Origin of the sequence: Sodalis sp. dw_96, from assembly GCF_018449575.1 — a bacterium.
Taxonomy (GTDB): domain Bacteria; phylum Pseudomonadota; class Gammaproteobacteria; order Enterobacterales; family Enterobacteriaceae; genus Acerihabitans.
Genome location: NZ_JAAVUT010000003.1, coordinates 150,681 through 172,568 on the forward strand (window position 1 = coordinate 150,681; position 21,888 = coordinate 172,568).

General features: G+C 53.8%; 20 protein-coding genes and 1 pseudogene. 10 read left to right on the plus strand and 11 right to left on the minus strand.

Annotation, left to right across the window (positions count from 1 at the left end; all coding sequences use genetic code 11):
• The first annotated feature begins 211 nt into the window (after nucleotides 1–211).
• The 3 genes from HB631_RS06110 (at nucleotide 212) to HB631_RS06120 (ending at nucleotide 2,465) form a co-directional block, all read left to right on the plus strand.
• A complete protein-coding gene (locus HB631_RS06110; protein ID WP_213990273.1) occupies nucleotides 212–1,447 on the plus strand; it encodes an FAD-dependent monooxygenase in 1,236 nt (411 codons plus the stop codon).
• A gap of 221 nt (nucleotides 1,448–1,668) precedes the next feature.
• Nucleotides 1,669–2,037 (plus strand): DUF3817 domain-containing protein, encoded by a 369-nt coding sequence (locus tag HB631_RS06115; RefSeq protein ID WP_213990274.1) that lies wholly within the window; start codon nucleotides 1,669–1,671, stop codon nucleotides 2,035–2,037.
• Nucleotides 2,034–2,465, plus strand: coding sequence for a CopD family protein (locus HB631_RS06120; RefSeq protein ID WP_203520839.1), 432 nt, complete (start codon nucleotides 2,034–2,036; stop codon nucleotides 2,463–2,465). The genes HB631_RS06115 and HB631_RS06120 overlap by 4 nt, the downstream gene beginning before the upstream one ends.
• 119 nt (nucleotides 2,466–2,584) lie before the next feature.
• On the opposite strand, the gene HB631_RS06125 is transcribed toward HB631_RS06120, so the two are convergent.
• On the minus strand, nucleotides 2,585–3,454 hold the full coding sequence (locus HB631_RS06125) for an SDR family oxidoreductase (RefSeq protein ID WP_213990275.1): 870 nt from the start codon (nucleotides 3,452–3,454) through the stop codon (nucleotides 2,585–2,587).
• A gap of 125 nt (nucleotides 3,455–3,579) precedes the next feature.
• Between HB631_RS06125 and HB631_RS06130 the strand changes: the two genes are divergently transcribed.
• Nucleotides 3,580–3,957 carry a helix-turn-helix domain-containing protein gene (locus HB631_RS06130; RefSeq protein ID WP_255556858.1) on the plus strand — a complete coding sequence of 126 codons (378 nt, stop codon included), beginning with the start codon at nucleotides 3,580–3,582 and terminating at the stop codon, nucleotides 3,955–3,957.
• A 134-nt stretch (nucleotides 3,958–4,091) separates the two neighbouring features.
• Here HB631_RS06130 and xylR read toward each other — a convergent pair whose 3' ends face one another.
• On the minus strand, nucleotides 4,092–5,270 hold the full coding sequence (gene xylR / locus HB631_RS06135; protein ID WP_213990277.1) for a D-xylose utilization transcriptional activator XylR: 1,179 nt from the start codon (nucleotides 5,268–5,270) through the stop codon (nucleotides 4,092–4,094).
• Nucleotides 5,271–5,614: 344 nt separating this feature from the next.
• On the opposite strand from xylR, the gene HB631_RS06140 reads away from it, so the two are divergent.
• Nucleotides 5,615–5,872, plus strand: a complete 258-nt coding sequence (locus tag HB631_RS06140) for a type II toxin-antitoxin system RelB/DinJ family antitoxin (RefSeq protein ID WP_213990278.1) — start codon at nucleotides 5,615–5,617, stop codon at nucleotides 5,870–5,872.
• A gap of 7 nt (nucleotides 5,873–5,879) precedes the next feature.
• Entirely contained in the window at nucleotides 5,880–6,146 is a 267-nt protein-coding gene (locus tag HB631_RS06145; RefSeq protein WP_213990279.1) for a type II toxin-antitoxin system YafQ family toxin, read from the plus strand.
• 21 nt (nucleotides 6,147–6,167) lie between these two features.
• Here HB631_RS06145 and HB631_RS06150 read toward each other — a convergent pair whose 3' ends face one another.
• From HB631_RS06150 to HB631_RS06180, 6 genes and pseudogenes are all read right to left on the minus strand, one after another.
• Nucleotides 6,168–6,485, minus strand: a complete 318-nt coding sequence (locus tag HB631_RS06150) for a helix-turn-helix transcriptional regulator (RefSeq protein WP_213990280.1) — start codon at nucleotides 6,483–6,485, stop codon at nucleotides 6,168–6,170.
• Between the two features lie 202 nt (nucleotides 6,486–6,687).
• Nucleotides 6,688–6,885 carry a hypothetical protein gene (locus HB631_RS06155; protein ID WP_213990281.1) on the minus strand — a complete coding sequence of 66 codons (198 nt, stop codon included), beginning with the start codon at nucleotides 6,883–6,885 and terminating at the stop codon, nucleotides 6,688–6,690.
• Between the two features lie 816 nt (nucleotides 6,886–7,701).
• Nucleotides 7,702–8,679, minus strand: a pseudogene (locus tag HB631_RS06160) (type I restriction endonuclease subunit R); the annotation flags it as partial.
• Between the two features lie 271 nt (nucleotides 8,680–8,950).
• Complete coding sequence (locus tag HB631_RS06165; protein WP_213990282.1) at nucleotides 8,951–9,640, minus strand: hypothetical protein; 690 nt, start codon at nucleotides 9,638–9,640, stop codon at nucleotides 8,951–8,953.
• A 327-nt stretch (nucleotides 9,641–9,967) separates the two neighbouring features.
• Nucleotides 9,968–10,165, minus strand: coding sequence for a hypothetical protein (locus HB631_RS06170; RefSeq protein WP_213990281.1), 198 nt, complete (start codon nucleotides 10,163–10,165; stop codon nucleotides 9,968–9,970).
• A gap of 720 nt (nucleotides 10,166–10,885) precedes the next feature.
• Nucleotides 10,886–12,103: a LysR family transcriptional regulator gene (locus HB631_RS06180; protein WP_213990284.1), complete on the minus strand. Its 1,218-nt coding sequence runs from the start codon at nucleotides 12,101–12,103 to the stop codon at nucleotides 10,886–10,888.
• A 162-nt stretch (nucleotides 12,104–12,265) separates the two neighbouring features.
• Here HB631_RS06180 and HB631_RS06185 point away from each other — a divergent pair, with 162 nt between their 5' ends.
• The 4 genes from HB631_RS06185 (at nucleotide 12,266) to HB631_RS06200 (ending at nucleotide 16,885) form a co-directional block, all read left to right on the plus strand.
• The gene (locus HB631_RS06185) at nucleotides 12,266–13,123 is read left to right on the plus strand and encodes an amidohydrolase family protein (protein ID WP_213990285.1); all 858 of its coding nucleotides are present in this window, start codon (nucleotides 12,266–12,268) and stop codon (nucleotides 13,121–13,123) included.
• Nucleotides 13,123–14,034: a hypothetical protein gene (locus HB631_RS06190; protein WP_213990286.1), complete on the plus strand. Its 912-nt coding sequence runs from the start codon at nucleotides 13,123–13,125 to the stop codon at nucleotides 14,032–14,034. Before HB631_RS06185 ends, HB631_RS06190 begins: the two co-directional genes overlap by 1 nt.
• A 39-nt stretch (nucleotides 14,035–14,073) precedes the next feature.
• Nucleotides 14,074–15,375 (plus strand): C4-dicarboxylate transporter DctA, encoded by a 1,302-nt coding sequence (gene dctA, locus HB631_RS06195; RefSeq protein ID WP_213990287.1) that lies wholly within the window; start codon nucleotides 14,074–14,076, stop codon nucleotides 15,373–15,375.
• 82 nt (nucleotides 15,376–15,457) lie between these two features.
• A complete protein-coding gene (locus HB631_RS06200; protein ID WP_213990288.1) occupies nucleotides 15,458–16,885 on the plus strand; it encodes a carbohydrate porin in 1,428 nt (475 codons plus the stop codon).
• Between the two features lie 233 nt (nucleotides 16,886–17,118).
• On the opposite strand, the gene HB631_RS06205 is transcribed toward HB631_RS06200, so the two are convergent.
• The 3 genes from HB631_RS06205 to xylA all read right to left on the minus strand — a co-directional run bounded on the left by HB631_RS06205 (nucleotide 17,119) and on the right by xylA (nucleotide 21,801).
• Complete coding sequence (locus HB631_RS06205) at nucleotides 17,119–17,316, minus strand: hypothetical protein (protein ID WP_213990281.1); 198 nt, start codon at nucleotides 17,314–17,316, stop codon at nucleotides 17,119–17,121.
• Between the two features lie 1,243 nt (nucleotides 17,317–18,559).
• A complete protein-coding gene (gene xylB / locus HB631_RS06210) occupies nucleotides 18,560–20,017 on the minus strand; it encodes a xylulokinase (protein WP_213990289.1) in 1,458 nt (485 codons plus the stop codon).
• A gap of 464 nt (nucleotides 20,018–20,481) precedes the next feature.
• Entirely contained in the window at nucleotides 20,482–21,801 is a 1,320-nt protein-coding gene (gene xylA / locus HB631_RS06215; protein WP_213990290.1) for a xylose isomerase, read from the minus strand.
• Between the last annotated feature and the right edge of the window lie 87 nt (nucleotides 21,802–21,888).

Sequence of the window (21,888 nt, forward strand, 5' to 3'; positions counted from 1 at the left end):
TTGATGAAATAATAAGCAATATGTCTATGACCCTTAAGCCATTGCTTCGGCTGTGGCGCTGAACAAGACTGACAATAGTACGCTAAATGCCGCGGCGAGAGGCCTTTCGCCGGCGCCTGACCTATCAGGGCGGACCAGCCGCAGCAGGATAGGGTTCGACAAAGGGTGTGAAGCATATACTTCAAGCGTTTATTCCAGAAGGGTCATCTGAATGAATCGTAAGCTTCGTGTTGGAGTCATCGGTGGAGGTATCGGTGGCGCTGCATTGATTGCATCATTGCGGCAACGGGGCATGGAAGCGCATCTGTTTGAACGTACCGCGGCATTTAAAGAAGTAGGCGCAGGGGTACAAATGTCTCCTAATGCGGTGAAGATTTTACACGCGTTGGGATTGCGGGATACCCTGCGGCGGCTGGGATATGTGCCTGAAGCCGTTATCGGGCGCCACTGGCGAACCGGGCGGGAGAATTTCCGCACCCCGCTGGCGGATAACTGCCGGCGGCTGTTCGGCACCGATTGTTATCATCTGCACCGGGCCGACCTGTTGGCGATGCTGGTGAATCTCATCAACCCGCGCCAGGTGACCATGAATGCCCACTGTATTTCGGTGACCAATCACGGCAAAACGGCGGTGGCGCGTTTTTCCGATTGTGAAGACTTCGAGGCTGATGTGATCGTGGGCGCCGACGGAGTGCATTCCGTGGTGCGCGATAGCCTGTTCGGCGCCGAAGCGCCGTTATTCACCGGTAATATTTGCTGGCGCGCGGTCATACCCGCGGCGCTTCATCCGGAATTTATCACCCCGGTCACCGCGGTCTGGCAGGGACCCAACGGCCACGTGGTGACCTATGCCATCAGCGGCGGCACCGCGCAGAATATTGTCGCGGTGAGTGAAACACCGCACTGGATGGCGGAGTCATGGCACGTGCCCAGCAGCCGGGAGGAGTTGTTGCATGCCTTTGCCGGCTGGCATCCCGACGTGATCCGGGAGCTCTCTTCCGCGGAGAATGTTTTCAAGTGGGGCCTGTTTGATCGCGATCCCATGGGTCAATGGTCGAAAGGGCATATCACGCTGCTGGGGGATGCGGCGCATCCCATGCTGCCGTTTTTGGCCCAGGGCGCGGCCATGGCCTTGGAAGACGGCTATATCCTGGCCAGCCTGCTGGCGGTGCCGGGCATCGATATGGTCGAGGCTTTGCGGCGGTACGAAGCGGAGCGGCTGCCCCGCACCGGCCGGGTTCAGCTATCGGCGCGGGCCAAGGGTAAGCGCTTTCATCTGACCTCCCCCTGGCAGCAGTTCAAGCGGGATTTCAGCTATAAACTGAAAGTCATGCTTAATCCCCAGACCGCCGGACAGGATGCTCATTGGGTATTTTCTTACGACGCCACGGCGTTCAGACCGGCCGAACGGCAGGTCGCGTCGGCGGTTGCCGCCCCATTTCTTTAAGGCTCACCGAGACGTCCTTGCCGCCCGGCGGGCGGGCCGTTAGAATGCCCATACTGACTGGAGAGGTATTCGGCGGCAATCAGCACTGCAAACAGCCCCGCCCAAACCGTCACTCCGGTCGGCAAGGCCCTTCATAACGCAACGGCGTCAGTCGCAGCCGTTGCGGCACGAGGACGAAACACTCTATTTCGCCGTCAACGCGGCCATAGGTCATCGCGGTCATGACATTAAAAACGCAGACGGAGCTGAAGGGTCCGGAACGTTCATTGCTAAAAAAATTACATCTGGCTTCGCTGGTGGAGGGCTGCACGCTGGTTATCCTGACCTGTATCGCGGTACCGCTGAAACACCTTGGCGGCTATCCGCAGGTAGTCACGATGATGGGTCCGGTGCATGGTCTGGCCTTTTTGTTTTACGCCTGGATGGTGATAAATACCGCCTCCGGCGGCATGTGGCGCAAGGGACAGGTGGCGCGGTTGTTATTACTGGCGTTTATCCCCTTCGGCACTTTTTTCAATCTGGGTATGATCACCAGGCGGTCAGCCGGATCGGATACCCTTGATACTTCGGCTAAGGAAAAGAATTCATGACAACCTATTTACTGCTTCTTTCGCTGCATCTTGTCGCCTTTACACTGTGGATTGGCGGCATGCTCATCTTGGCTCTGGCCATGAATAGCTGGAAAAAAATCCCCCCCTTGGAGCTTTCCCCTTCCTTGCGTATCTTTACCGCCATTCAGCGCTGGAATCAGACGGTGACCATGCCCGCCATGCTGTTAAGCTGGCTGTCCGGCCTGGCCTTACTGATGATGGGCAATTGGCCGCCGTCATATTCATTGCTGCTTAAAGGGGTGTTTGTGCTGGCGCTGTCGGCTTTGCACGGTATTCAATCGGGTTCCTTTCGGCGCAGCCTGGGGGAATCGCAGCTACAGGCACCCGCCATTCTACGCCATGCCGCCGGTTTTACCCTGGCGGCGCTGGTGATCATCGTACTGCTGATCCAGCTTAAGCCGTTTTAAGACCCCGTGGATCGACATTGTCCGGTCGGCATTAACGTGCCGGCTCACTCTATCGAGGCCCCGCTGAAGTCTCAGGGCCGTATTGAACCCTCGAGGACCGGTTAAAATCCTCGGTCCGGTTAAGCTGCCGTGGCCTGTTTTAGCGTCGCCGCCACGGTTTCCGCCATCGGCGTGGTGGGCCGGCCGATAAGCCGGCTTAGCTGGCGGCCGCTGTCGAACAATCCGCCCTTGGCCGTTCCGGCGGCGGAATCCGCCAACATGGCGGCCACCGGTTCCGGCAGGCCGGCCTGTTTCAGCAACTCTTGATATCCCGCCTGCGTCAGGTCGACATAATTGACCGCGGTGCCGGACTGGCGAGTGATGTCCGCCGCCAGGTCCGTCAGCGTATACGCATCGTCTCCCGCCAGTTCATAAATCTTGCCGGCATGATCGGTCCCCGTGAGCACGGCCGCTGCGGCGGCGGCATAATCGGCGCGGGCGGCGGAAGAGATCAGTCCGTCCCCGGCACAGCCTGCCAGGGCGTTATTGGCGATGGCCGCCGGGATGCCCATGGCGTAGTTCTCGTTATACCAGCCGTTGCGTAATAGCGCTACCGGCAGGCCGGAATCCCGCAGCAGTGCTTCGGTGGCGCGATGCTCTTCCCCAAGGATGGTTAACGGACTGGTATCGGCATGCAATAAACTGGTGTAGGCCAGCAGACTCACGTCAGCCCGCTTGGCGGCTTCTATCACGGCGCGGTGCTGCGGTACGCGCTTGCCGACGTCGCTGGAAGAGATCAACAGCACTTTGTCCGCGCCCTTGAAGGCCTTATCCAGCGTAGCGGGCTGGTCGTAGTCGGCCTGGCGGACGTTAATGCCCAAGGCGGCAAGGTCCTGTGCCTTCTCAGGAGAACGTACAGCGGCAATAAGCTCGGCGGCCGGCTGGGTTTTTAATAATTCATTAATAACCAGACGGCCCAATTGGCCGGTGGCGCCAGTAATAACGATCATGATTTTTCTCCTGTATGGTTTTAGTTATGCCACTTTAACTTGTATACTTACTTTTAGTAAGTACTAACAAAAAGGTAAGTATTATGACGGACAAGTTGGCGCCGGACTGTTCCCTGGCCAGCAAGATGCAGCGCGGGGAACTGCTGGATGTAAATTGCCCCTCCCGTGAAATCCTGAAGCATATGACCAGTCGTTGGGGAGTGCTGGTGCTGATTGCGCTGGCGCAGGGCACCCATCGTTTCAGCGAGTTGCGCCGCAAAGTGGGCGGGGTCAGCGAGAAAATGCTCGCACAGACGTTGCAATGGCTGGAGGACGACGGGCTGGTGGTGAGGACATCATTCCCGGTGATGCCTCCCCATGTAGAGTATAGACTGAGTCTGTTGGGGGAAGAGGTGGGAGAAAAAGTCGAGGCGCTGGCGGATTGGATTGAAATCAATATGCCGCGGATTATGCGGGCACGGGCTGCCCGGAGCCCGTTGGTGCAAGAGGCCGGCGCCCTTTAACAAGCCTGTTGCACGCTCGGCGATCGCGGGCTTACCGCGCTGTGGGGCGCTCCGTCGGGCGGAAAAACCACGCCCGCTTCGACCCGGCCTCAGCAAACACGGTCTCCCTTTAATTCGCCGGGTGCAAGCTTCGGTTAAAATTGGAGTTCCATATGGTTCTCCCGATACTCTTTGGGTGTGATTTCAAATCCCTTTTTGAACACCGAATAAAAATATTGTAGCGAGGGATAGCCGCACATCTGCGAGACTTCGTTGATGGTTAACGAGGAGGAAATCAGCAAATTGCGGGCGCTCTCCAGCTTCTCTTCATGGATAACGTTATGAATGGTTTTGCCGGTCTCATCCTTGAAGCGTTTTTCCAGGTTTGAACGGGACATGCCCACCACGTCAAGCACTTGCTCCACCTTGATGCCCTTGCAGGCATGATAGCGGATATAGTGCATGGCCTGGATCACCGCCGGATCGCGCAGGGAGCGAAAATCCGTGGAGCGGCGTTCCACCACCTTAAGCGGCGGCACCAGTATCCGCTGCAACGGCAAACGTGAATGATTCAACAACTGATGCAGCAGCTTGGCGGCCTGATAGCCCATTTGGCGGGTGCCCTGGGCCACCGAAGATAACGGTACCCGCGACAGGCAGCGGGCGAGCTCCTCGTTATCAATGCCGATAATGCACAGCTTTTCCGGAATGGCGATATTCAGGTGCTCGCACACCTGTAGCAAATGACGGGCGCGGGCATCGGTGACCGCGATGATGCCGGTGTGGGACGGCAGGGATTGCAGCCAGTCCGCCAGCCGGTTCTGGGCGTATTGCCAGTTGTCCGGCGTGGTCTCCACCCCCTGGTAAACTATCGGCTGATAATATTCGTCGGCGGTAAGCTGGCGGAAGGCCTGCTCCCGTTCCTGGGACCAGCGTTTGCCGCTGCTGGGGGGCAGGCCGTAAAAGGCGAAGCGGTTGAGGCCTTTTTCCTTCAGGTGCATGAAGGCGCTGGCCACCAGCGCATGATTATCCGTGGCGATGTAATGCACCGCCGGGTAGTCTTCGTTATCCTGGTAAGAACCGCCGACCCCGACAATGGGCACGTTGACGCCGCTCAGCAACTGCTCGATTTCGCGGTCGTCGTAATCGGCGATAATACCGTCCCCGAGCCACTCCTCGATACGATTAATCCGCCAGCGGAAATCGTCCTCGATAAAAATATCCCAGTCGCATTGGGATGCCTGCAAATATTCCCCCACGCCTTCCACCACTTGGCGGTCGTATACTTTATTGGCGTTAAATAACAATGTGATGCGATAACGTTTTTCGAACATACAGGGTGTTCTCGCAAAAATCGTCCGGTAGCCAGCATATACCCAGTAACGCCGGGAAAGTATTGACAGCGTGTGCGCCAGCTAGCAAATTCGCGATAAAAAATCGCCGGAAAAACCTGTGCAGGGGACTGTGCTCCACCCAATGTATTTGAATTTGAATCAATGATGTGATTCTAATATCTGGGTGCTGCCGAAAAAAATCTTATGTAAGGATGAGAGGGGGAATTTCATCCTGTCTATTTGTGGGTTGTAGGCATGAGTTAGTAACTTCCCATCCGGCGTTGTTTTTCTTGAAATGTGGCTACACTGTAGCTACAATTAAAAGACCTATCAAAGGAGGTCCTATGGTTGATTCTATTGTTCGCGCCCGGGTTTCACCCGAATCCAAAGCGGCCGCTATGGCCAACGCCAAGGCATTAGGTCTGGATTTGTCGACTGTGATACGCATGGTCGTTAACCATCTAGCCGTCAGTCACGAACTTCCGGCTGACCTGTTTCAACCGAATAAGGAGACTCTTCAGGCTATTCGTGACTTGGAAACGGGTATTGAGGTAACGCGTGTTGATACGGTCGACGACCTTAAACGCGACCTAGGCTGGTGAAGCTCTTATGCTGACTATTGTTTATCAGAGCCGGTTTAAGAAAGACGCTAAACGTTACGATAAGAATAAAAAAGCACAGACCATCATTTTAACCACCATCGCTTTGTTACAGACAGGTAAGCCATTACCAAAAAATTATAAAGAGCATGCTCTAATTGGCAATTATATCGGTTATTTAGAATGCCACGGAGCGCCTGATTTATTATTAATATATCAACGTACAAGCACTGAGTTAAAGTTATACCGCGTGGGAAGTCATTCTGATTTATTTTAGAAAGAACGCCGCAAAAAAACGTTAAGCCGCTCTTTCGGTTTCAGTGATTGTGATTGAAGCTTGATGCATGCTCGGCATTGACATCTTAGTCCTGAAACCCAGAGCGTCTAACATATCGAACATGGCATCGATAGTGAAAAGCTCAATCTTGGCATTCTTCAGCTCTGACACACGGGATTGGTTGATGCCGAGTTTTTCAGCCGCTTTTTTTTGCGTCCACCCTTTCTCTTTGATTAAATTAGTGATCATGATCGATAAATCCATTTTCATTGCCATTTTACTGGCGGTTTCAGCCTCATGTGTCACATGGAACGGACTTTCGTAGAATTTTAAAGCCATATATATCTCCTACTATAAGTAAAATTAATTATCTAATATTTTAGATATCATGTCAAGATTGCTGTACAACAAAAAGTGTTAAATATACTTATGAAGGCCAGTGCTTGCTATTTGTATAAAAATATTCAGATGACGATTTGACCGGGGGCTGTACTCCTCCCCTCTCGTTATAGGTCTGCAAGAGCATAAAAAAGTTACTGCGTTAATGCGTTTCGTCGATCTTTATGGGTGTGGTAGCCGGCATCAGCATATCCAGCTGCTGCTGTTTTTCCATAAGGGTATATAACAGCAGCTCTCTCACATCTTCATCTTCGATTTTATAGGCGGCAAAGGCCAGCGCCCGGCATTGGCACTGCACGTCGTCAAAACACAAGTTGGCGGGGTCGATAAGGTTTTCCATGGTAATCACCTGATAAAGGTGAGGTGCAGCGCAGATGTTTTATAACAGGCAAAAAAACAGATACGGTGACCTCGGTTGCGAGCGCCACCGCACAAAAAACTATCAATGGCGGTGGCCCAAATCGGGATCTCACAACCGCTACACACTACTCCTCGGCCAGCTCTAAAGCTGCCCGATCTGAGCCACCATTGATATTACACGCGAGTTTTGCTCGCGGTACAATGATTACTTAGGAGACGACATAATACAATATGCATATTATGTCGCCGTGTGTAGCAAGGGAGTGAGGGTCCCTGCATTAGAAAACTAATGCCGGGCCATAATAACGGAAATATTTTTAAAATGACAAGAGGTAAATTATAGAAATATTAGTTTCTAAGTTAATATTTTCAATAGGTTATATATTTTTTTAGTTATTATGATCTATAAGTAAGCATTGAATGAGTTTGTGAAGATTGATTTTAACTGTATTTTTTATCAGCGATTTTGCTGCGCGTAAATTTAAGTAAATAATCATGTTAATTGATATTAGTGATAGGGTTATCTTATTTTAGAATTGATTGTAAAAACTTGATGATAAGTATCATGAACTATCTGTAATAATAATTCGTCTAAGGGTGGCGTTTGCATTCAAGTGATCACCCTTTCGCATTTTACTTTATAACCTGTTCGCAGATGGCTTGACCCTCTTCAGCTAAAAATCACCTTAATCCTGCTTTAGTTAGAGGTCCCATGAATACTTGCTTCAGCAATGAAATGCGCTGCCGTAGGGAAGCCATCAATAACGATGGACTCCCCACCCAAATGCAACTAAATCTACCCCCCGACGCCTTTGAACTTATCAATAAACGACACAATTTTCTGAAAAACGGTCTGTTTCTTGGTTTTGTACTGAGGATTCAAAGGACTTAGCTTCGGTAATGTTTCGTTAAGCTCAGTACCGTTTTCACTGGCGTATTCGCGTTTCAGTGAAGCGCGGATATAACGTTTGGCGGCGGCTTCATTCAGATTTTCGCTGCGTATCAGTTCTTCTACTTCCCGATGCTGTTCACGCTGAGCAAAAATAAAGAATGCATCAATGATTCCGGCCTTATCAGGCATGTCATCCAGATTGGTTTGCTGGATGAAATCGACAATAAGGCTTTCTCTGGCACGGTTGCCAAGACTTGAGCGGATAAGCCGCCGCACCTCGTCTATCAACGTCGTTTTGCTCAGGTTCTTTTTGTTATGCTCAAAAATCAGGCCCAGAATGTAATCCAGGGTAATCTCCTGGGATTTCAGCAGGTCCACTTCAAAAACAACGTCACTCCAGTCAACGGTTGATTTCTCTTTGTCGTTCGCGGACTTCTCTTTGCGCTGCCAGTCACGAATATCGTTATAGGTTGAACGATAATCCTGAACAACTCGCTCAGGCGGTAGCCGGACTTTCTGCAATTCAGCCAGCTTTTCATCATCAAGATAATGCTTTGCCTTAAACGCTTCTGTTGCCGCCGGGTCGCTGAGGTCGATTTTTTGCAAGGATTTCAGGGTGGCAAATTCATCATAGTTTTGCAGGATGTTTTCGGCACGAAGGTATTCGCCAAACAGTTTAATGAAGTTCTTTTTCTCTTTTTCTGTCTCAATTTTTGTGGGGTCAGGGAAGTGTTGTTCTAACGCGGCCACCACATCCATAAAACCGCGTTTCGCTTCACCGGTGACAATATCGGTAAAGCCTGCCATGTACTCCTCATAACTCTTCTCAAGCACGACATTTTTCGTATTTTTGTCCCCATACAGCGTAATCGCATCTAACGTCATCGACTGCTGCTGGATGACATCAGATGATGCCCTTCTCACGCAAGCAACGGCGGGGACCAAGAAATGCTCTGTCAATCCTCCACATCAATGCGCATCATCGGCAGTAGTAAACTTCAGAATCCCCCAGGTATTGGGCAAAAGGCGGCTGGAAAAAATACACACTCAAGGTTGCTCAACCATTTGCGTAACTTCTCTTTGTGTCAACGACAAATGAATATGCCTCACTTTCGAACTTAAATCAGTGTTGCCGACAGGGTAGCACTTATCATTACGCGGCCCCTTGTGTGCCGTAGACGCGCGCGAGTCGATGGAGCTCCGCCATTAACTCCTGATCCGGTTTGTTTTTCAGTATTTCCGCAATGGTGAAAACCCGACCTGCCGGGAGCAGGCCATTCAGCACGGTATTGCGCTCCTCCATAAAAAAGGAATACTGCATCCGGTCACTGAATCCCTTTAGGTTTTTGAGCAGTTCAGGGATGCCTTTGAGCACGCCTTTATCTGATATAGTTTCTGCATCGGTGAACTGGAACACCGGGTAGTAAAACTCACCGTCAATCTCCAGGGCGAGCAGTTGGCCAGCATCCTTCCAGTTTCTGATAGTGGTTTTGGTTTTGCCCAGGATCTCCGCGGCCTGAGCTGAATTATACACGCCGCCGTCTTTCTCCAGCGTCTGAAGAAAGAGGGCTTTACTGTGCAACCGGCGCAGTTGTCGGGTCTTTTCTGTGGTCATACTGCTGACCGCACGGTTTTTCATGTATTCAATAATGACATCAAGGGCAAAGGCAGCATCAGTATGAGCCATGCTGGCCTGACTGATGTGGGTATTGCCAGAACGCACATCGTCTGCCAGCTCCTGAATAAAATTTTGCAGGCGTGCTGCTGGTGTGACGCTATCATGATAAATTTGTTTATCGGAGGAACGATCGTTAATGTTTCGTTTTTGAATGGCCGACGTCATAAAACCTCCTTTTCGATTTCATGGCATTTATCATGAGATAAATCGAAAAGATGTGCAAATTGTTAACGCCAATTGAATTTTTTATCCCCGTTGTTGCTGTGGGAGCAACGCTTGAAGAAGCTGTCGATGGGTGAAAGAGCAAGGTAAAGATTTTTTTAAATGTCTGATTTTGATCTAGCTTATTATTCAATATATTCCGTTTAATCGAAATCTTTATCGCATTGATAGACGCGTTTCAAACTGCCCGTTTTACTGTTGATTAATGACCCGGGGGCTGTACTCCTCCCCTCTCGTTATAGGTCTGCAAGGGCATAAAAAGGGGCTGCGTTAATGCGTTTCGTCGATCTTTATGGGTGTGGTAGCCGGCATAAGCATATCCAGCTGCTGCTGTTTTTCCATAAGGGTATATAACAGCAGCTCTCTCACATCTTCATCTTCGATTTTATAGGCGGCAAAGGCCAGCGCCCGGCATTGGCACTGCACGTCGTCAAAGCACAAGTTGGCGGGGTCAATAAGGTTTTCCATGGTAATCACCTGATAAAGGTGAGGTGCAGCGCAGATGTTTTATAACAAGCAAAAAAAACATATACGGTGACCTCGGTTGCGAGTTCCACCGCATAAAAAACTATCAATGGCGGTGGCCCAGAACGGGTTTGCACAACCGGTATCAACTATTCTCGGCCAGCCCTTAAGCTGCCCGACCTGAGCCACCATTGATATTACGCGCGAGTTTAGCCCGCGGTACAATGATTACTGAGAAGACGACATAATACAATATGCATATTATGTCGCCGTTGATACTAGGGAGTGCAAGTCCCTGCATTAAATAACTAATGCCGGGCTATAATAACGAAATTATTTTAACGATGGCAAGGGATAAATAACAAAAAATACTTGCTAAGTTAATATAATCAATGGGTTATATAATATTTTTTGTGAGAAGAAGTTATAGGTGGATGTTGTATTATTTCGCAGAGAGTTATTTTTATCTGTATTAATTATCGGCAATGATGGCATGAGTAAATTTAAGTAAATATTCGTTTTAATTGAAATGAGTGAAGTGATTATATTATTTGGCTAGTGATTAAAAAATAACGCCCGACTTGACTATGACAATCAATAATTGAGTGAAACATAATCATAATCCCCGGGTGACTGACGGGCGTAATGGTCAAGATATAATGACTTATCAGTATCAGAGTGATTGCCAAGAGCATCAATTGAATATCTGTGAATCACACCCACCTAAGGGCGCGGCATCTGTGCCGCCACCGATCTCAACAGTTCGATAAAGGTGGCCTGCAGTAAAGTAGGGCGCCAATCGTTCCGACGCGTCAGGGCGATAGTCCGCCAGAAGTCCGCGCCGGGCGATCCGATTTCCACCAGCTGTCCAGCCTGGCTTTCCAGACGGAATTGATCCCGCGACATCAGCGTCAGCCAGTCGCCTTCCAGCATCATGCCGCGTTTAATGGTCACAGACCCGCATTGCACCCGCAGGATCGGTGGGGCTTGTCCGCGCGCTGCGAACATGCGTTCCCAGTTCACCCGCAACGGCGTGCCTGGCGCCGGCATCACCCAATGGTGATCCAACAGGTCGGCCGTGGTCAGATATAATTTGCCATGCAGCGGATGTCCGGTGCGGCCGACGATCACCAGTTCGTCATCAAACAACGCTTCCTGGCTCACGTCATGGGTCGGGACCTGCTCGCGTTGCGAACCGATCAGCAAGTCCACATCCCCCTGACGCAGGTGGCTCAGTAATTCGGCATGGGGACCTTCGATAATCTCCACGGAGGCGGCCGGCCACTGAGTACAGAATCCGGCCAAGACCCTGGACAGGAAGTAGGAGCGAGCCACGGGCAACACACCGATGCGCAGCGTGCCGCTCAGGCCCTGGTTGCGAGTGGCGATTTCGTCAATACCGGCTCGCAATTCCGCCAGCATCAGGCACACGAAGTGCACCAACTGACCAGCCGGCATCGTAGGTCGGATCGCTCTGCCCGTGCGCTCCAGTAAGGGAATTTCAACGAGTTCCTGCAATTCACGCATCGCCCGGTGCAGCGAAGGTTGGGAGATGTCCAGTTGTCTCGCCGCGACAGCATAACTGCCGGCGCCGACTACCGACACCAGCGCGCGCAGTTGGCTCATGGTCACCCTCTGCTCCAACTTCATTAACACCGGTTTGCCGGAGCCGCGACGGATTTGCCGCACGCCGCTGGTCAGGTAGGCGAGGGCCCGCTCGGTACGGACGATGAAACGTGTGCCAGCATCAGTCATGGCCACTCCACCCGGACGGCGCTCGAACAGGCTTACGTCGAGCGTCTGCTCAATCTTGCTGATGGCCTGTGCCAATGCCGGTTGCGATAAATTGACCGTCCTCGCCGCGCCGCTGATATTACCGGTAACCGCCACCTCAAGCAGGGCGCCGAGGTGTCGCAGGTTGAGTGAGTAAGCTTGATTCATTTTTGTTCGTTACCCAAATCCAATAGCCGGAGCGTAATTCGAATTTTCTCTCTCATATACATCCATATATAGTCGGGAATATCCGAAGTGCTAGTGAAAATAAAATAATTCCATCAATAGTTAATCCGGATATCTCTGTCATCCTACAAAAACGAGGCATCTATGAAGCTGCTTGATACCCATACCCATGTGATTTCTCCCGACAACAAGCGTTATCCGACAGACCCCATCGGCGGGCATCAGTCTCAATGGTCGCAGGCTCGTCCGGTGGATGCCGACAGCCTGTTGCGCGCGATGGACGCTGCCGACATCGAACAGGCCGTGGTAGTCCAAGCCTCTACCGTCTACGGTCACGACAACCGGTATGTCGCCGACACCGTGCGGGCACACCGTGACCGCCTGGTTGGCGTGTATTCACTGGATGCACTCGCCGCCGATGCGGTGGATAACATTATTTACTGGCAGGAACAGGGGCTGTCGGGCTTCCGGTTGTTCACCACCGGCAGCACCATGCCCGGCCAGGGCGACTGGCTGGGCCACGTCGATTCTTATCCAGCCTGGGCCTGGGCCGAGGCGCATGCCATTCCGGTGTGTCTTCAAATGACCATGGAAGGCATTCCGGCCCTGCGCAGTCTGCTTGAACGCTTCCCCAAGGCGATTGTGCTGCTCGACCATTGCGCACGTCCGGTGCTGTCCGCCGGCGTTCCATATCAGGCGGCTGACGCCTTGCTCGCACTGGCGGCTTTTCCGGGTGTCTATCTGAAACTGACCAACCGCACCCTGGCCGCCGCCGTAGAAGGCAAGTCGACCCCGATCGACTTCTTGCGCACGATCATCGCCGCGTTTGGCGCCGACCATATTGTCTGGGGTTCAAACTTCCCCGCGGCGGCCGGCACTCTGGCCGAGTTGGCTGACACTGCCCGCGAGGTACTGGGCGGATTGTCGGTGCAAAATCAACAAGCCATCGCCAGCGGCAGCGCCCGGCGCCTGTATCCGTTCGCCTCGACGGAGGCACGCTGATGAATACCGCGACAACTTTACGTACCGTACTCGGCCACTATCCGCATACGGCGGCACTGCATTCCGGCGAACTGATTGATCCCGCCGTACACCTGGACTTCCAGAACGTTGGTGTGGTGCACAAGGCCTTCGCGCCCATGGTCCGTGATCAGGCCTACGATTTGTGCGAACTGGCCGTGGTCACCGCGTTGCAAGCCATTGCCTATGACCGTCCGGTGGTGCTGTTACCTGCGGTGATCGCCTCTCGCTTTCAGCGCGGCTGCCTGATTGGTTACGGTCCCAACGGCGTACCCGCCGAGCCTGATTTGGTCGGTAAGCGCATTGGCGTGCGTGCTTATACCCAGACCACCGGCATGTGGGTTCGGGCGCACCTGGCCGAGGATTTTGGACTGGACATCACCAAAGTGCAGTGGATAACTCACGACCCGGCGCACGTTGAGCAGTATCAGAACCCCAGATTTGTCGAACAGATTCCCGGCACGAAGGGCACGTTGCAGATGCTGCGCGACGGCGACGTGGACGCGGCGATCCTGGGCAATGACTTGCCCACGGGTGAAGAATACATTTCAGTCATCAAAAATGCGGGCGAGCGGGATCTGGCCTGGTGGCACAAGCATCGTTTCATGCCGATCAACCACCTGGTGGTGGCAAGTGCCGATGCTTGCGCGCGGCAGCCCGATGCCATTCGACATGCCTTTGCGCTGTTGCGCGAAGCCGACCGGCGCATTACTTCCGCCGTGTCCGAAGCCGGCACATCCTGCTGGCCGACCATGTTCGGCTTCGTTAGCCTGGCCGGTGCTCTCGACTTCACTATTGATGCGTGTATGGCACAAGGGTTGTTACCCCGACGTTTGAGCCTGGAAGAAGTGTTCGCCCCAGCGCGCAAGCTGCTGGGTAGCGACGCCGATTAAGCAGCTCCCGCCATCTCACCTATTATTGTGGAGTCCACTATGACTCGTAACATTCCTCCCACCGCTGTCGTGGGCACCCAACGTACGCGCCGCTTCTACGAAGACCTGACTTTTCAGGTGCTGGCAGGCATGGTCCTTGGCATTGCGGTAGGTGCCCTGGCGCCCGACATCGGCCGGACGCTCAAGCCACTGGGCGATGTGTTCATCCGTCTGATCCAGATGGTGGTCGGGCTAATTATCTTCTGCACGGTCACCCACGGTATCGCCAGCGTCCGCGATCTGGGCAAGGTCGGTCGTATCGCGATCAAGGCCATCGTCTATTTCGAGGTGGTCACCAGCGTCGCTCTGGTGATCGGTCTGGTAACCATCAATATTCTTAAGCCCGGCGTCGGGATGAACATCAATCCCGCGCTGTTGCAAACCGCCGGTGAAGCGGCGCAACCGGCTTCGCGCATGGGTTTGGGCGAGTTCATGCTCAACCTGGTACCGCAGAGCGCCATCGGTGCGTTCGCCCAGGGCGAAATCCTGCAGATTCTGGTGTTCTCGGTACTGTTCGCCTGTGGCCTGGCCTCTATGGGGGATAAGGCGCAACCGGTGCTGAATATAGTCGATACCGTGTCTCAGTCCCTGTTCTGGGTGATCCGCCTGGCGATGAAACTGTCCCCCATCGCGGCTTTCGGCGCCATTGCCTTTACGGTCGCCAGATTCGGTCTCAAGTCTCTGGTGCCCCTGGCGGCGTTGGTGAGCGAGTTCTACCTGACCTGCGCGATCTTCTTCCTCATCGCGCTGGTGCCGGTCGCCTGGTACGCCGGTTTCAACCTGCTCAAGCTGATGCGTTATATCCGTGAAGAGTTGATCCTGGTGATTGGCACCAACTCTGCGGAAAGCGTGTTCCCACAGTTGATCGGCAAGCTCAAGCGACTCGGTATCGAAGAGTCGGTGGTCGGGCTGGTGCTACCCACCGGCTACAGCTTCAACCACGACGGGACCTGCCTGTATTTCGCCGCCGTCACGGTGTTCCTGGCCCAGGCCACCGGCACCGCGCTGGGTTGGGAACAACAGCTGTCGCTGCTGTTCGTGTTGCTGGTCACCTCCAAAGGCGGCGCCGGCGTGGCGGGTTCGGCCATTGCGGTTCTGACCATGACCCTGGCCGCCACCAAGTCAATCCCGGTCGGCAGTATTGCCTTGATCCTCGGCGTCCATCGCATCCTCGCCTCGGCGTTTGTCTTTACCAATATCACCGGTAACTGCGTGGCGACCCTAGTGGTGGGCAAATGGGAAAACGCCATCGACCGCAGGCAACTGAAAAACGAACTGGACGCGGGTTACCGCGAAGTTTGACCCCCCGCTTTGTCACAACAGCATCAACCGGATTGCCACGCGCAAGGGTAACCTGCGCGCAATGCCGGCGAGGGTACGCACCATGAAAATAACAACAAATATTCTGGCAGCAAGCGTTCTCAGCTTTTTGATTCAAGACACGAGCCTGGCCGCAACGGTTGCGCCATCCGCCCCCCTCCCTGACACGCTGGCCGATACACCGCAAATACCGGACGACACCCAGGAGGGACCGGCTGCCACGCCAACCGCCAGCCAGAAGCCCGGTACCGCCGACTCCGCCAACGCGTTACAAAAGCTGGCCAGTCAGGGCGTATTGCTGCAGGCCAACCTGATCAATCAGTATGCCCGCAACACCCGCGGCGGAGTCGGGCAGGGCCACTCCAACGTCGGCCAATTCAACATCGGTGCCGATCTCAATCTCGACAAGCTGATTGACACCCACGGCAGCAGTTTCCATTTTACCGTCTACAAAGACTATGGCTCCGGCCTCAGTCATGACGTCACCGGCACCTTCTCCAAACAGCAGTACATCTACAAAAACGAATATCCCGACTGGCATCTGGGGTTGTTCGCCTTCGAGCAAAAACTGCTGGATGACCGACTGGATGTGCTCGTCGGTCGACTGGGTACCACCGCTTATTACGCCAAGCTGCCCACCAACTGTCAGTTTCAAACGGGCGACTACTGCGGCGTGCCGCGCATGATCAATTCCGAATCTGGTTACAGCCTGCTGCCTTCGGCCACCTGGGCTGTCAACATGCGCTACCGCACGACCCCTCATACCTATGTTGAAACCGGCGTGTACGAGGTCAACCCCAGCACCGCTGCCAGTAACGGCCTGGACTTTTCCACCGCACAGGCCACCGGCGTGACCGTGCCGCTGGAGTGGGGCTGGACGGAGCCAAACTTCGATCTCATGGTCGGCGGCTACGTCAGCACCGCGCCACATACCGACCCTTACTACAACACCGCCGGCCGTTCGCTGGGGACTTTCGGTGGCACCGCCGGCGAGGCGAACGAGGAACGCAAGGGCGTTTATCTGCTTGGCGACAAGGTGGTCTGGCGGCCCGGTGCAAACTCGAAGCGCAACCTCAGGGTATTCGGTGGGGTGGTCCAGCAACTGGAAGATGAGGAAATCATGAAGCAGCAGTTCCTGAGCGGCGTAGTGCTGACCGGGCCAATGGAATCGCGGCCGCAGGACACCATCGGCTTCTCCGCGTCAATGTTCAATCTCACCGACAAGGAAATTGCATACCTGCGTGATGCCCGGGAAAAGGCCGGGGGCCAAGGCAGCAACAACCCTCATGAGTATTCCTTGGAAGTCAACTACGGCTGGCATGTCAGTCCTGGCGTAACCATCATGCCGAACATCCAGTACATCATCAACCCGGATAACTCCGGGCTGCCGAAAACCCCAATCCTACCCAAGAACATGCTGGTCTATGGGCTCAGCCTGCAAATAAGCTTTGGCGGCATGTTCGGCCTCAGTTCGCCGAGCGGCGGCGACTGAGCATGAGACAGCTCTGCTCTCCCCTCTGACTGAACCGCCCCGGAGAACCGGGGCGGTTCATAAAAGCTGAAAGGTTCAGTCAGAGACCATTGCCTTATATTCCATTTCACCGGGATTTTTATCGCATTGATAGACGCGCTTCAAACTGCCCGTTATACCGTTAATTATTTACCCGGGGGCTGTACTCCTCCCCTCTCGTTATAGGTCTGCAAGGGCATAAAAAAGTTACTGCGTTAATGCGTTTCGTCGATCTTTATGGGTGTGGTAGCCGGCATAAGCATATCCAGCTGCTGCTGTTTTTCCATAAGGGTATATAACAGCAGCTCTCTCACATCTTCATCTTCGATTTTATAGGCGGCAAAGGCGAGCGCCCGGCATTGGCACTGCACGTCGTCAAAACACAGGTTGGCGGGGTCAATAAGGTTTTCCATGGTAATCACCTGATAAAGGTGAGGTGCAGCGCAGATGTTTTATAACAGACAAAAAAACAGATACGGTGACCTCGGTTGCGAGTACCACCGCACAAAAAACTATCAATGGCGGTGGCCCAGAACGGGTTTCCACAACCGGTGCTTACTATTTCTCGGCCAGCCCTTAAGCTGCCCGACCTGAGCCACCATTGATATAACGCGCGAGTTTTGCTCGCGGTACAATGATTACTGAGAAGACGACATAATACAATACGTATATTATGCCGCCGTAAGCAAACCAGGGAGTGGAAGTCCCTGCATTAAAAAAATAATGCCGGGCTATAATAACGGAATTATTTTGAAGATGGCAAGGAGTAAATAACATAAAAATACTTGCTAAGTTAATATAATCAATAGGTTATATAATCAGTTTAGTGCAAATAAATTATATGAAGATGTTGCATTATCTTGCGGATGGTTTTTTTTAACTGTATTAATTATCAGCAATGTTGGCATGAGTAAATTTAAGTAAATTTTAATTTCGATCGAAATTAATGAAATGATTGTATTATTTGGCAAGTGATAAAAAATAACGCCCGACTTGACTATAACAATCAATAACTGAATAAAAAATAAATCGCTTGTGAATTTGTACCCGAAATTCCATCCTAAGCTAGTTGTGGACGGACGTTATGCGTCGTTTGTTACGCATGGTCATTAATCGTCTAGCCGCCAATCCCAAGCTTCGGTCTGTTCTGATCCTACCCAATAAAGAAACTCTCAATCAAATTATATATAATAGCTATAATTGCACTTGTAAAGATATTAGTGTCTGAATCTGAAAGAGCTTTCATTGTCATTGATTTATTTATAAATACCATCAGTATAATATCAATGCAATGCACTAGAATTTTTTAATATTGAACTGGCTTCCGTTGGCATGTCGATATTACAATACGAAAAAAGGAATAAGACTAACTATATAATGTTCAGTAATAAAAGCGTAAGGGCTGCCGCGGAAATCGCCATCCTTGAAACGAAGGATTACTTCCTAAAAACTAATAGTTCCCTAAGAGTCAACCGTATGAGTCAAGAGGATTTACGATGGTGTATGCATTTTTCTCGGCAGTCACCATTTCCCAACGATGCGAGCCCGCAGTTGCGGGCTTTTCCGTGGTGCGCCGGGCATGGCGCGTAGCGCCTTGACGGGCGCTGTCCCCGGTTCGTGGTGGTCAAGGGGCGGCTTAAAGGTCAAAAAAGCCCTCTACACACCAGTCAAGGGTGTCAGTTGCCGGTAGATCTGCTGGAAGGTGCGCCGTTGTTCTAGATAGGCCTCATGACGGCTTTTATCCGGTATGTAGCTCGCTTCCAGCGGCAAAGGCGGCAGCATTTCCGACCAGGGCGTATGGGGATGGCAGCTGAGCTGCGCCAGCCGGGCCGCCCCCAGCGCCGGACCCACGTCGCCTCCGGTGCGGTAATCCAGCGTTTGTCCGCTGATATCCGCCAGCAGCTGTCGCCAGTAAGCGCTGCGCGCTCCGCCGCCGATCAGGGTAATGCTGTCCGGCCGCAGTCCGGTTTCATGCAATACATCCATTCCGTCCGCCAAACCGAAGCTGACCCCTTCCACCACCGCCCGCGCCAGCTCCGCCGGGCCGTGATCGTGGGTCAGTCCCCAGAAGACGCCGGTGGCGTTGGGGTTGTTATGGGGGGTTCTTTCCCCGGACAGATAGGGCAGGAAAAACGCCGGCGAGATATCGGCGCGACTGCCGGCGGCGGCGTCGAGCAAAGCCGGGACGCTGCCCAGACCGGTGGCTTTTGCCGCCCAGTCCAGGCAGGAGGCGGCGCTGAGCATCACCGACATCAAATGCCAGGTATTGGGCAGCGCGTGGCAAAAGCTGTGCACCGCTTTTTCCGGATTGCTGAGAAAACCGTCGCTGACGGCGAAATAGACGCCGGAGGTCCCGAGTGAGAGCATGGCCTGTCCCTGGCGATACAGCCCGACGCCGATGGCGCCGGCGGCATTATCGCCTCCGCCGGCAACCACCGGTATCTGCGGCACTCCCCAGCGGGATGCCAGGGCCGGCAGCAGGGCGCCGGTGACCTGGTTGCCTTCATATAATTGCGGCATATGCCCCCGGTTCAGGTTACAAGCTTCCAGCAGCGCGTCGCTCCAGTCGCGGCGGCCCACGTCCAGCCACATTGTGCCCGCCGCGTCGGACATGTCGGTGGCGAAATCGCCGGTCATGCGCCAGCGCAGATAGTCCTTTGGCAGCAGAACTTTATCCACCCGGCTAAATATCTCCGGTTCATGCTCGGCCACCCAGCGGAGTTTGGGGGCGGTGAAGCCGGGCATCATCAGGTTGCCGGTAATCTGCCGGGAGTGGGGCACCGCGGTTTCCAGCGTCCGGCATTGGGCAAAGCTGCGGCCGTCGTTCCAGAGAATGGCGGGACGCAGCACCTGTTGTTTATTATCCAGTAGCGTGGCGCCATGCATTTGTCCGGTCAGGCCCAGGGCGCGCACCGAACCGAGATCATGTTTGGCCCCCAATGCCAGCATGGCCCGGTCGGCGGCCTGCCACCAGTGTTCCGGATCCTGCTCCGACCATAACGGGTGAGGACGGGAGACCGTCAGGCTTTCCGTATGGCTGCCCAGGATGTGTTGCTGTTCGTCGAGGAGAATGGCTTTGACGCCTGAGGTACCTAGATCAATGCCGATATACATGAGGTATCCCTTAATTATAATTAAGTAGCGCGGCTGTCGCCGCTTGGGAAAACCGGCGCGGCAACCTGCCCGCAGCGATACGCCTTTAACACGTCTGTTGCACGCTCGGTGATCGCGGGCCTACCGTGCCATGGGGCGCTCCGGCGGGCGGAAAAACCACGCCCGCTTCGACCCCATTGGCACGGAATCCCTTTAACATGCTCGGTTCGCGCCTCGGTGAAAGCGGGCCTACCGTGCTGTGGGGCACTCCGGCGGGCGGAAAAACCACGCCCGCTTCGACCCCATCGGCACGGAATCCCTTTAACATGCTCGGTTCGCGCCTGGGTGAAAGCGGGCCTACCGTGCCATGGGGCGCTCCGGCGGGCGAAAAAACCACGCCCGCTTCGACCCCATTGGCACGGTCTCCCTTTAACACGCTCGTTGCAGGATCGGTCCGGCGGGCCTGGCCTGCGGACCGTGCTCCTTTAACTGTATAGCACCTGATTAACGATATTTTCGAACAGTTCCTGCTGGCCGCTGTGGTGTTCCGGCGCCAGGGCGTGCTGTTCGGCGTAGGCCGCCACGTCGGCCAGGGAAAGGTTGCCTTGCAGCACGCGCTGTCCAAGGTCGCCGTTCCAGCCGGCGTAGCGCGCTTTCACCAGTTGATCCAGCCGCCCGTCCTCAATGAGTTTCGCCGCCACTTTTAACGCCAGCGCCATGGTATCCATACCGCCGATATGGCCGTGGAAAAGGTCGTATTTATCGGTGCTCTGCCGGCGGACCTTGGCATCGAAGTTCAGGCCGCCGGTGGTAAATCCGCCGGCTTTCAGGATCTCATACATCACCAATGCGTTTTCTTCCACGCTGTTGGGGAATTGGTCGGTATCCCAGCCGGATTGCGGATCGCCGCGGTTGGCGTCCACCGAACCGAATATTCCCAGCGCGATGGCGGTGGCGATTTCATGATGGAAAGTATGTCCCGCCAGGGTGGCGTGGTTGGCCTCCACATTGACCCGGATCTCCTTTTCCAGGCCGAATTGCTTGAGGAATCCATACACCGTGGCGACATCATAATCATACTGATGCTTGGTGGGTTCCTGGGGTTTGGGTTCTATGAGCAACGTGCCCTGGAAGCCGATTTTATGTTTATGCTCCACCACCATCTGCATAAAACGGCCGATTTGTTCCCGTTCCTGCCGCAGATCGGTGTTCAACAGGGTTTCATAGCCTTCACGGCCGCCCCATAAAACATAATTTTCGCCGCCAAGGGTCTGGGTGGCCGCCATAGCGCTGTTAACCTGCGTGGCGGCCCAGGCGAACACTTCCGGGTCCGGGCTGGTGGCCGCGCCGGCGCCGTAGCGGGGATGGCTGAAGCAGTTTGCCGTACCCCACAGCAGCTTTATGCCGGTCTGCTGCTGGTGCTGCGCCAATACTTCGGTCATGACGGCCATGTTATCGACATAGGCTTTTACCGTATTGCTCTCCGGGATCACATCCATATCGTGAAAGCAGTAATAAGGTGCCCCCAGCTTGCTGAAAAATTCAAAGGCCACGTCCGCCTTCAAGCGCGCCTGTCCCAGGGCGTCTCCCGGCTGTTGCCACGGGCGTTGGAACGCGCTGGAGCCGAACATATCCACACCGGGCCAACAGAAGGTGTGCCAGTAGCACACGGCGAAACGCAAGTGGTCCTCCATGCGTTTGCCTAATACGATTTCATCCGGGTTGTAATGGTGGAAAGCCAGAGGCTGCGTGCTCTTAGGCCCTTCAAAACGGATTTTTTCAATTTTGTCAAAGAATTGAGACATAATCATGGCTCCTAGAAAATACAGGGTCCGTTCTGAAGCGGACAGGATTTAACCAAACGACCGGCAATAATGCCGACGGGTTAAGGG

Coding starts and splice junctions, on each gene's coding strand:
- HB631_RS06115 (WP_213990274.1), top strand. CDS start 1,669: ATGACATTAAAAACGCAGACGGAGCTGAAGGGTCCGGAACGTTCATTG.
- HB631_RS06145 (WP_213990279.1), top strand. CDS start 5,880: ATGCTGACTATTGTTTATCAGAGCCGGTTTAAGAAAGACGCTAAACGT.
- dctA (WP_213990287.1), top strand. CDS start 14,074: ATGACTCGTAACATTCCTCCCACCGCTGTCGTGGGCACCCAACGTACG.
- HB631_RS06150 (WP_213990280.1), bottom strand. CDS start 6,485: ATGGCTTTAAAATTCTACGAAAGTCCGTTCCATGTGACACATGAGGCT.
- HB631_RS06130 (WP_255556858.1), top strand. CDS start 3,580: ATGCAGCGCGGGGAACTGCTGGATGTAAATTGCCCCTCCCGTGAAATC.
- HB631_RS06140 (WP_213990278.1), top strand. CDS start 5,615: ATGGTTGATTCTATTGTTCGCGCCCGGGTTTCACCCGAATCCAAAGCG.
- HB631_RS06185 (WP_213990285.1), top strand. CDS start 12,266: ATGAAGCTGCTTGATACCCATACCCATGTGATTTCTCCCGACAACAAG.
- xylA (WP_213990290.1), bottom strand. CDS start 21,801: ATGTCTCAATTCTTTGACAAAATTGAAAAAATCCGTTTTGAAGGGCCT.
- HB631_RS06170 (WP_213990281.1), bottom strand. CDS start 10,165: ATGGAAAACCTTATTGACCCCGCCAACTTGTGCTTTGACGACGTGCAG.
- xylR (WP_213990277.1), bottom strand. CDS start 5,270: ATGTTCGAAAAACGTTATCGCATCACATTGTTATTTAACGCCAATAAA.
- HB631_RS06180 (WP_213990284.1), bottom strand. CDS start 12,103: ATGAATCAAGCTTACTCACTCAACCTGCGACACCTCGGCGCCCTGCTT.
- HB631_RS06155 (WP_213990281.1), bottom strand. CDS start 6,885: ATGGAAAACCTTATCGACCCCGCCAACTTGTGTTTTGACGACGTGCAG.
- HB631_RS06200 (WP_213990288.1), top strand. CDS start 15,458: ATGAAAATAACAACAAATATTCTGGCAGCAAGCGTTCTCAGCTTTTTG.
- HB631_RS06190 (WP_213990286.1), top strand. CDS start 13,123: ATGAATACCGCGACAACTTTACGTACCGTACTCGGCCACTATCCGCAT.
- HB631_RS06120 (WP_203520839.1), top strand. CDS start 2,034: ATGACAACCTATTTACTGCTTCTTTCGCTGCATCTTGTCGCCTTTACA.
- HB631_RS06165 (WP_213990282.1), bottom strand. CDS start 9,640: ATGACGTCGGCCATTCAAAAACGAAACATTAACGATCGTTCCTCCGAT.
- HB631_RS06205 (WP_213990281.1), bottom strand. CDS start 17,316: ATGGAAAACCTTATTGACCCCGCCAACCTGTGTTTTGACGACGTGCAG.
- xylB (WP_213990289.1), bottom strand. CDS start 20,017: ATGTATATCGGCATTGATCTAGGTACCTCAGGCGTCAAAGCCATTCTC.
- HB631_RS06125 (WP_213990275.1), bottom strand. CDS start 3,454: ATGATCGTTATTACTGGCGCCACCGGCCAATTGGGCCGTCTGGTTATT.
- HB631_RS06110 (WP_213990273.1), top strand. CDS start 212: ATGAATCGTAAGCTTCGTGTTGGAGTCATCGGTGGAGGTATCGGTGGC.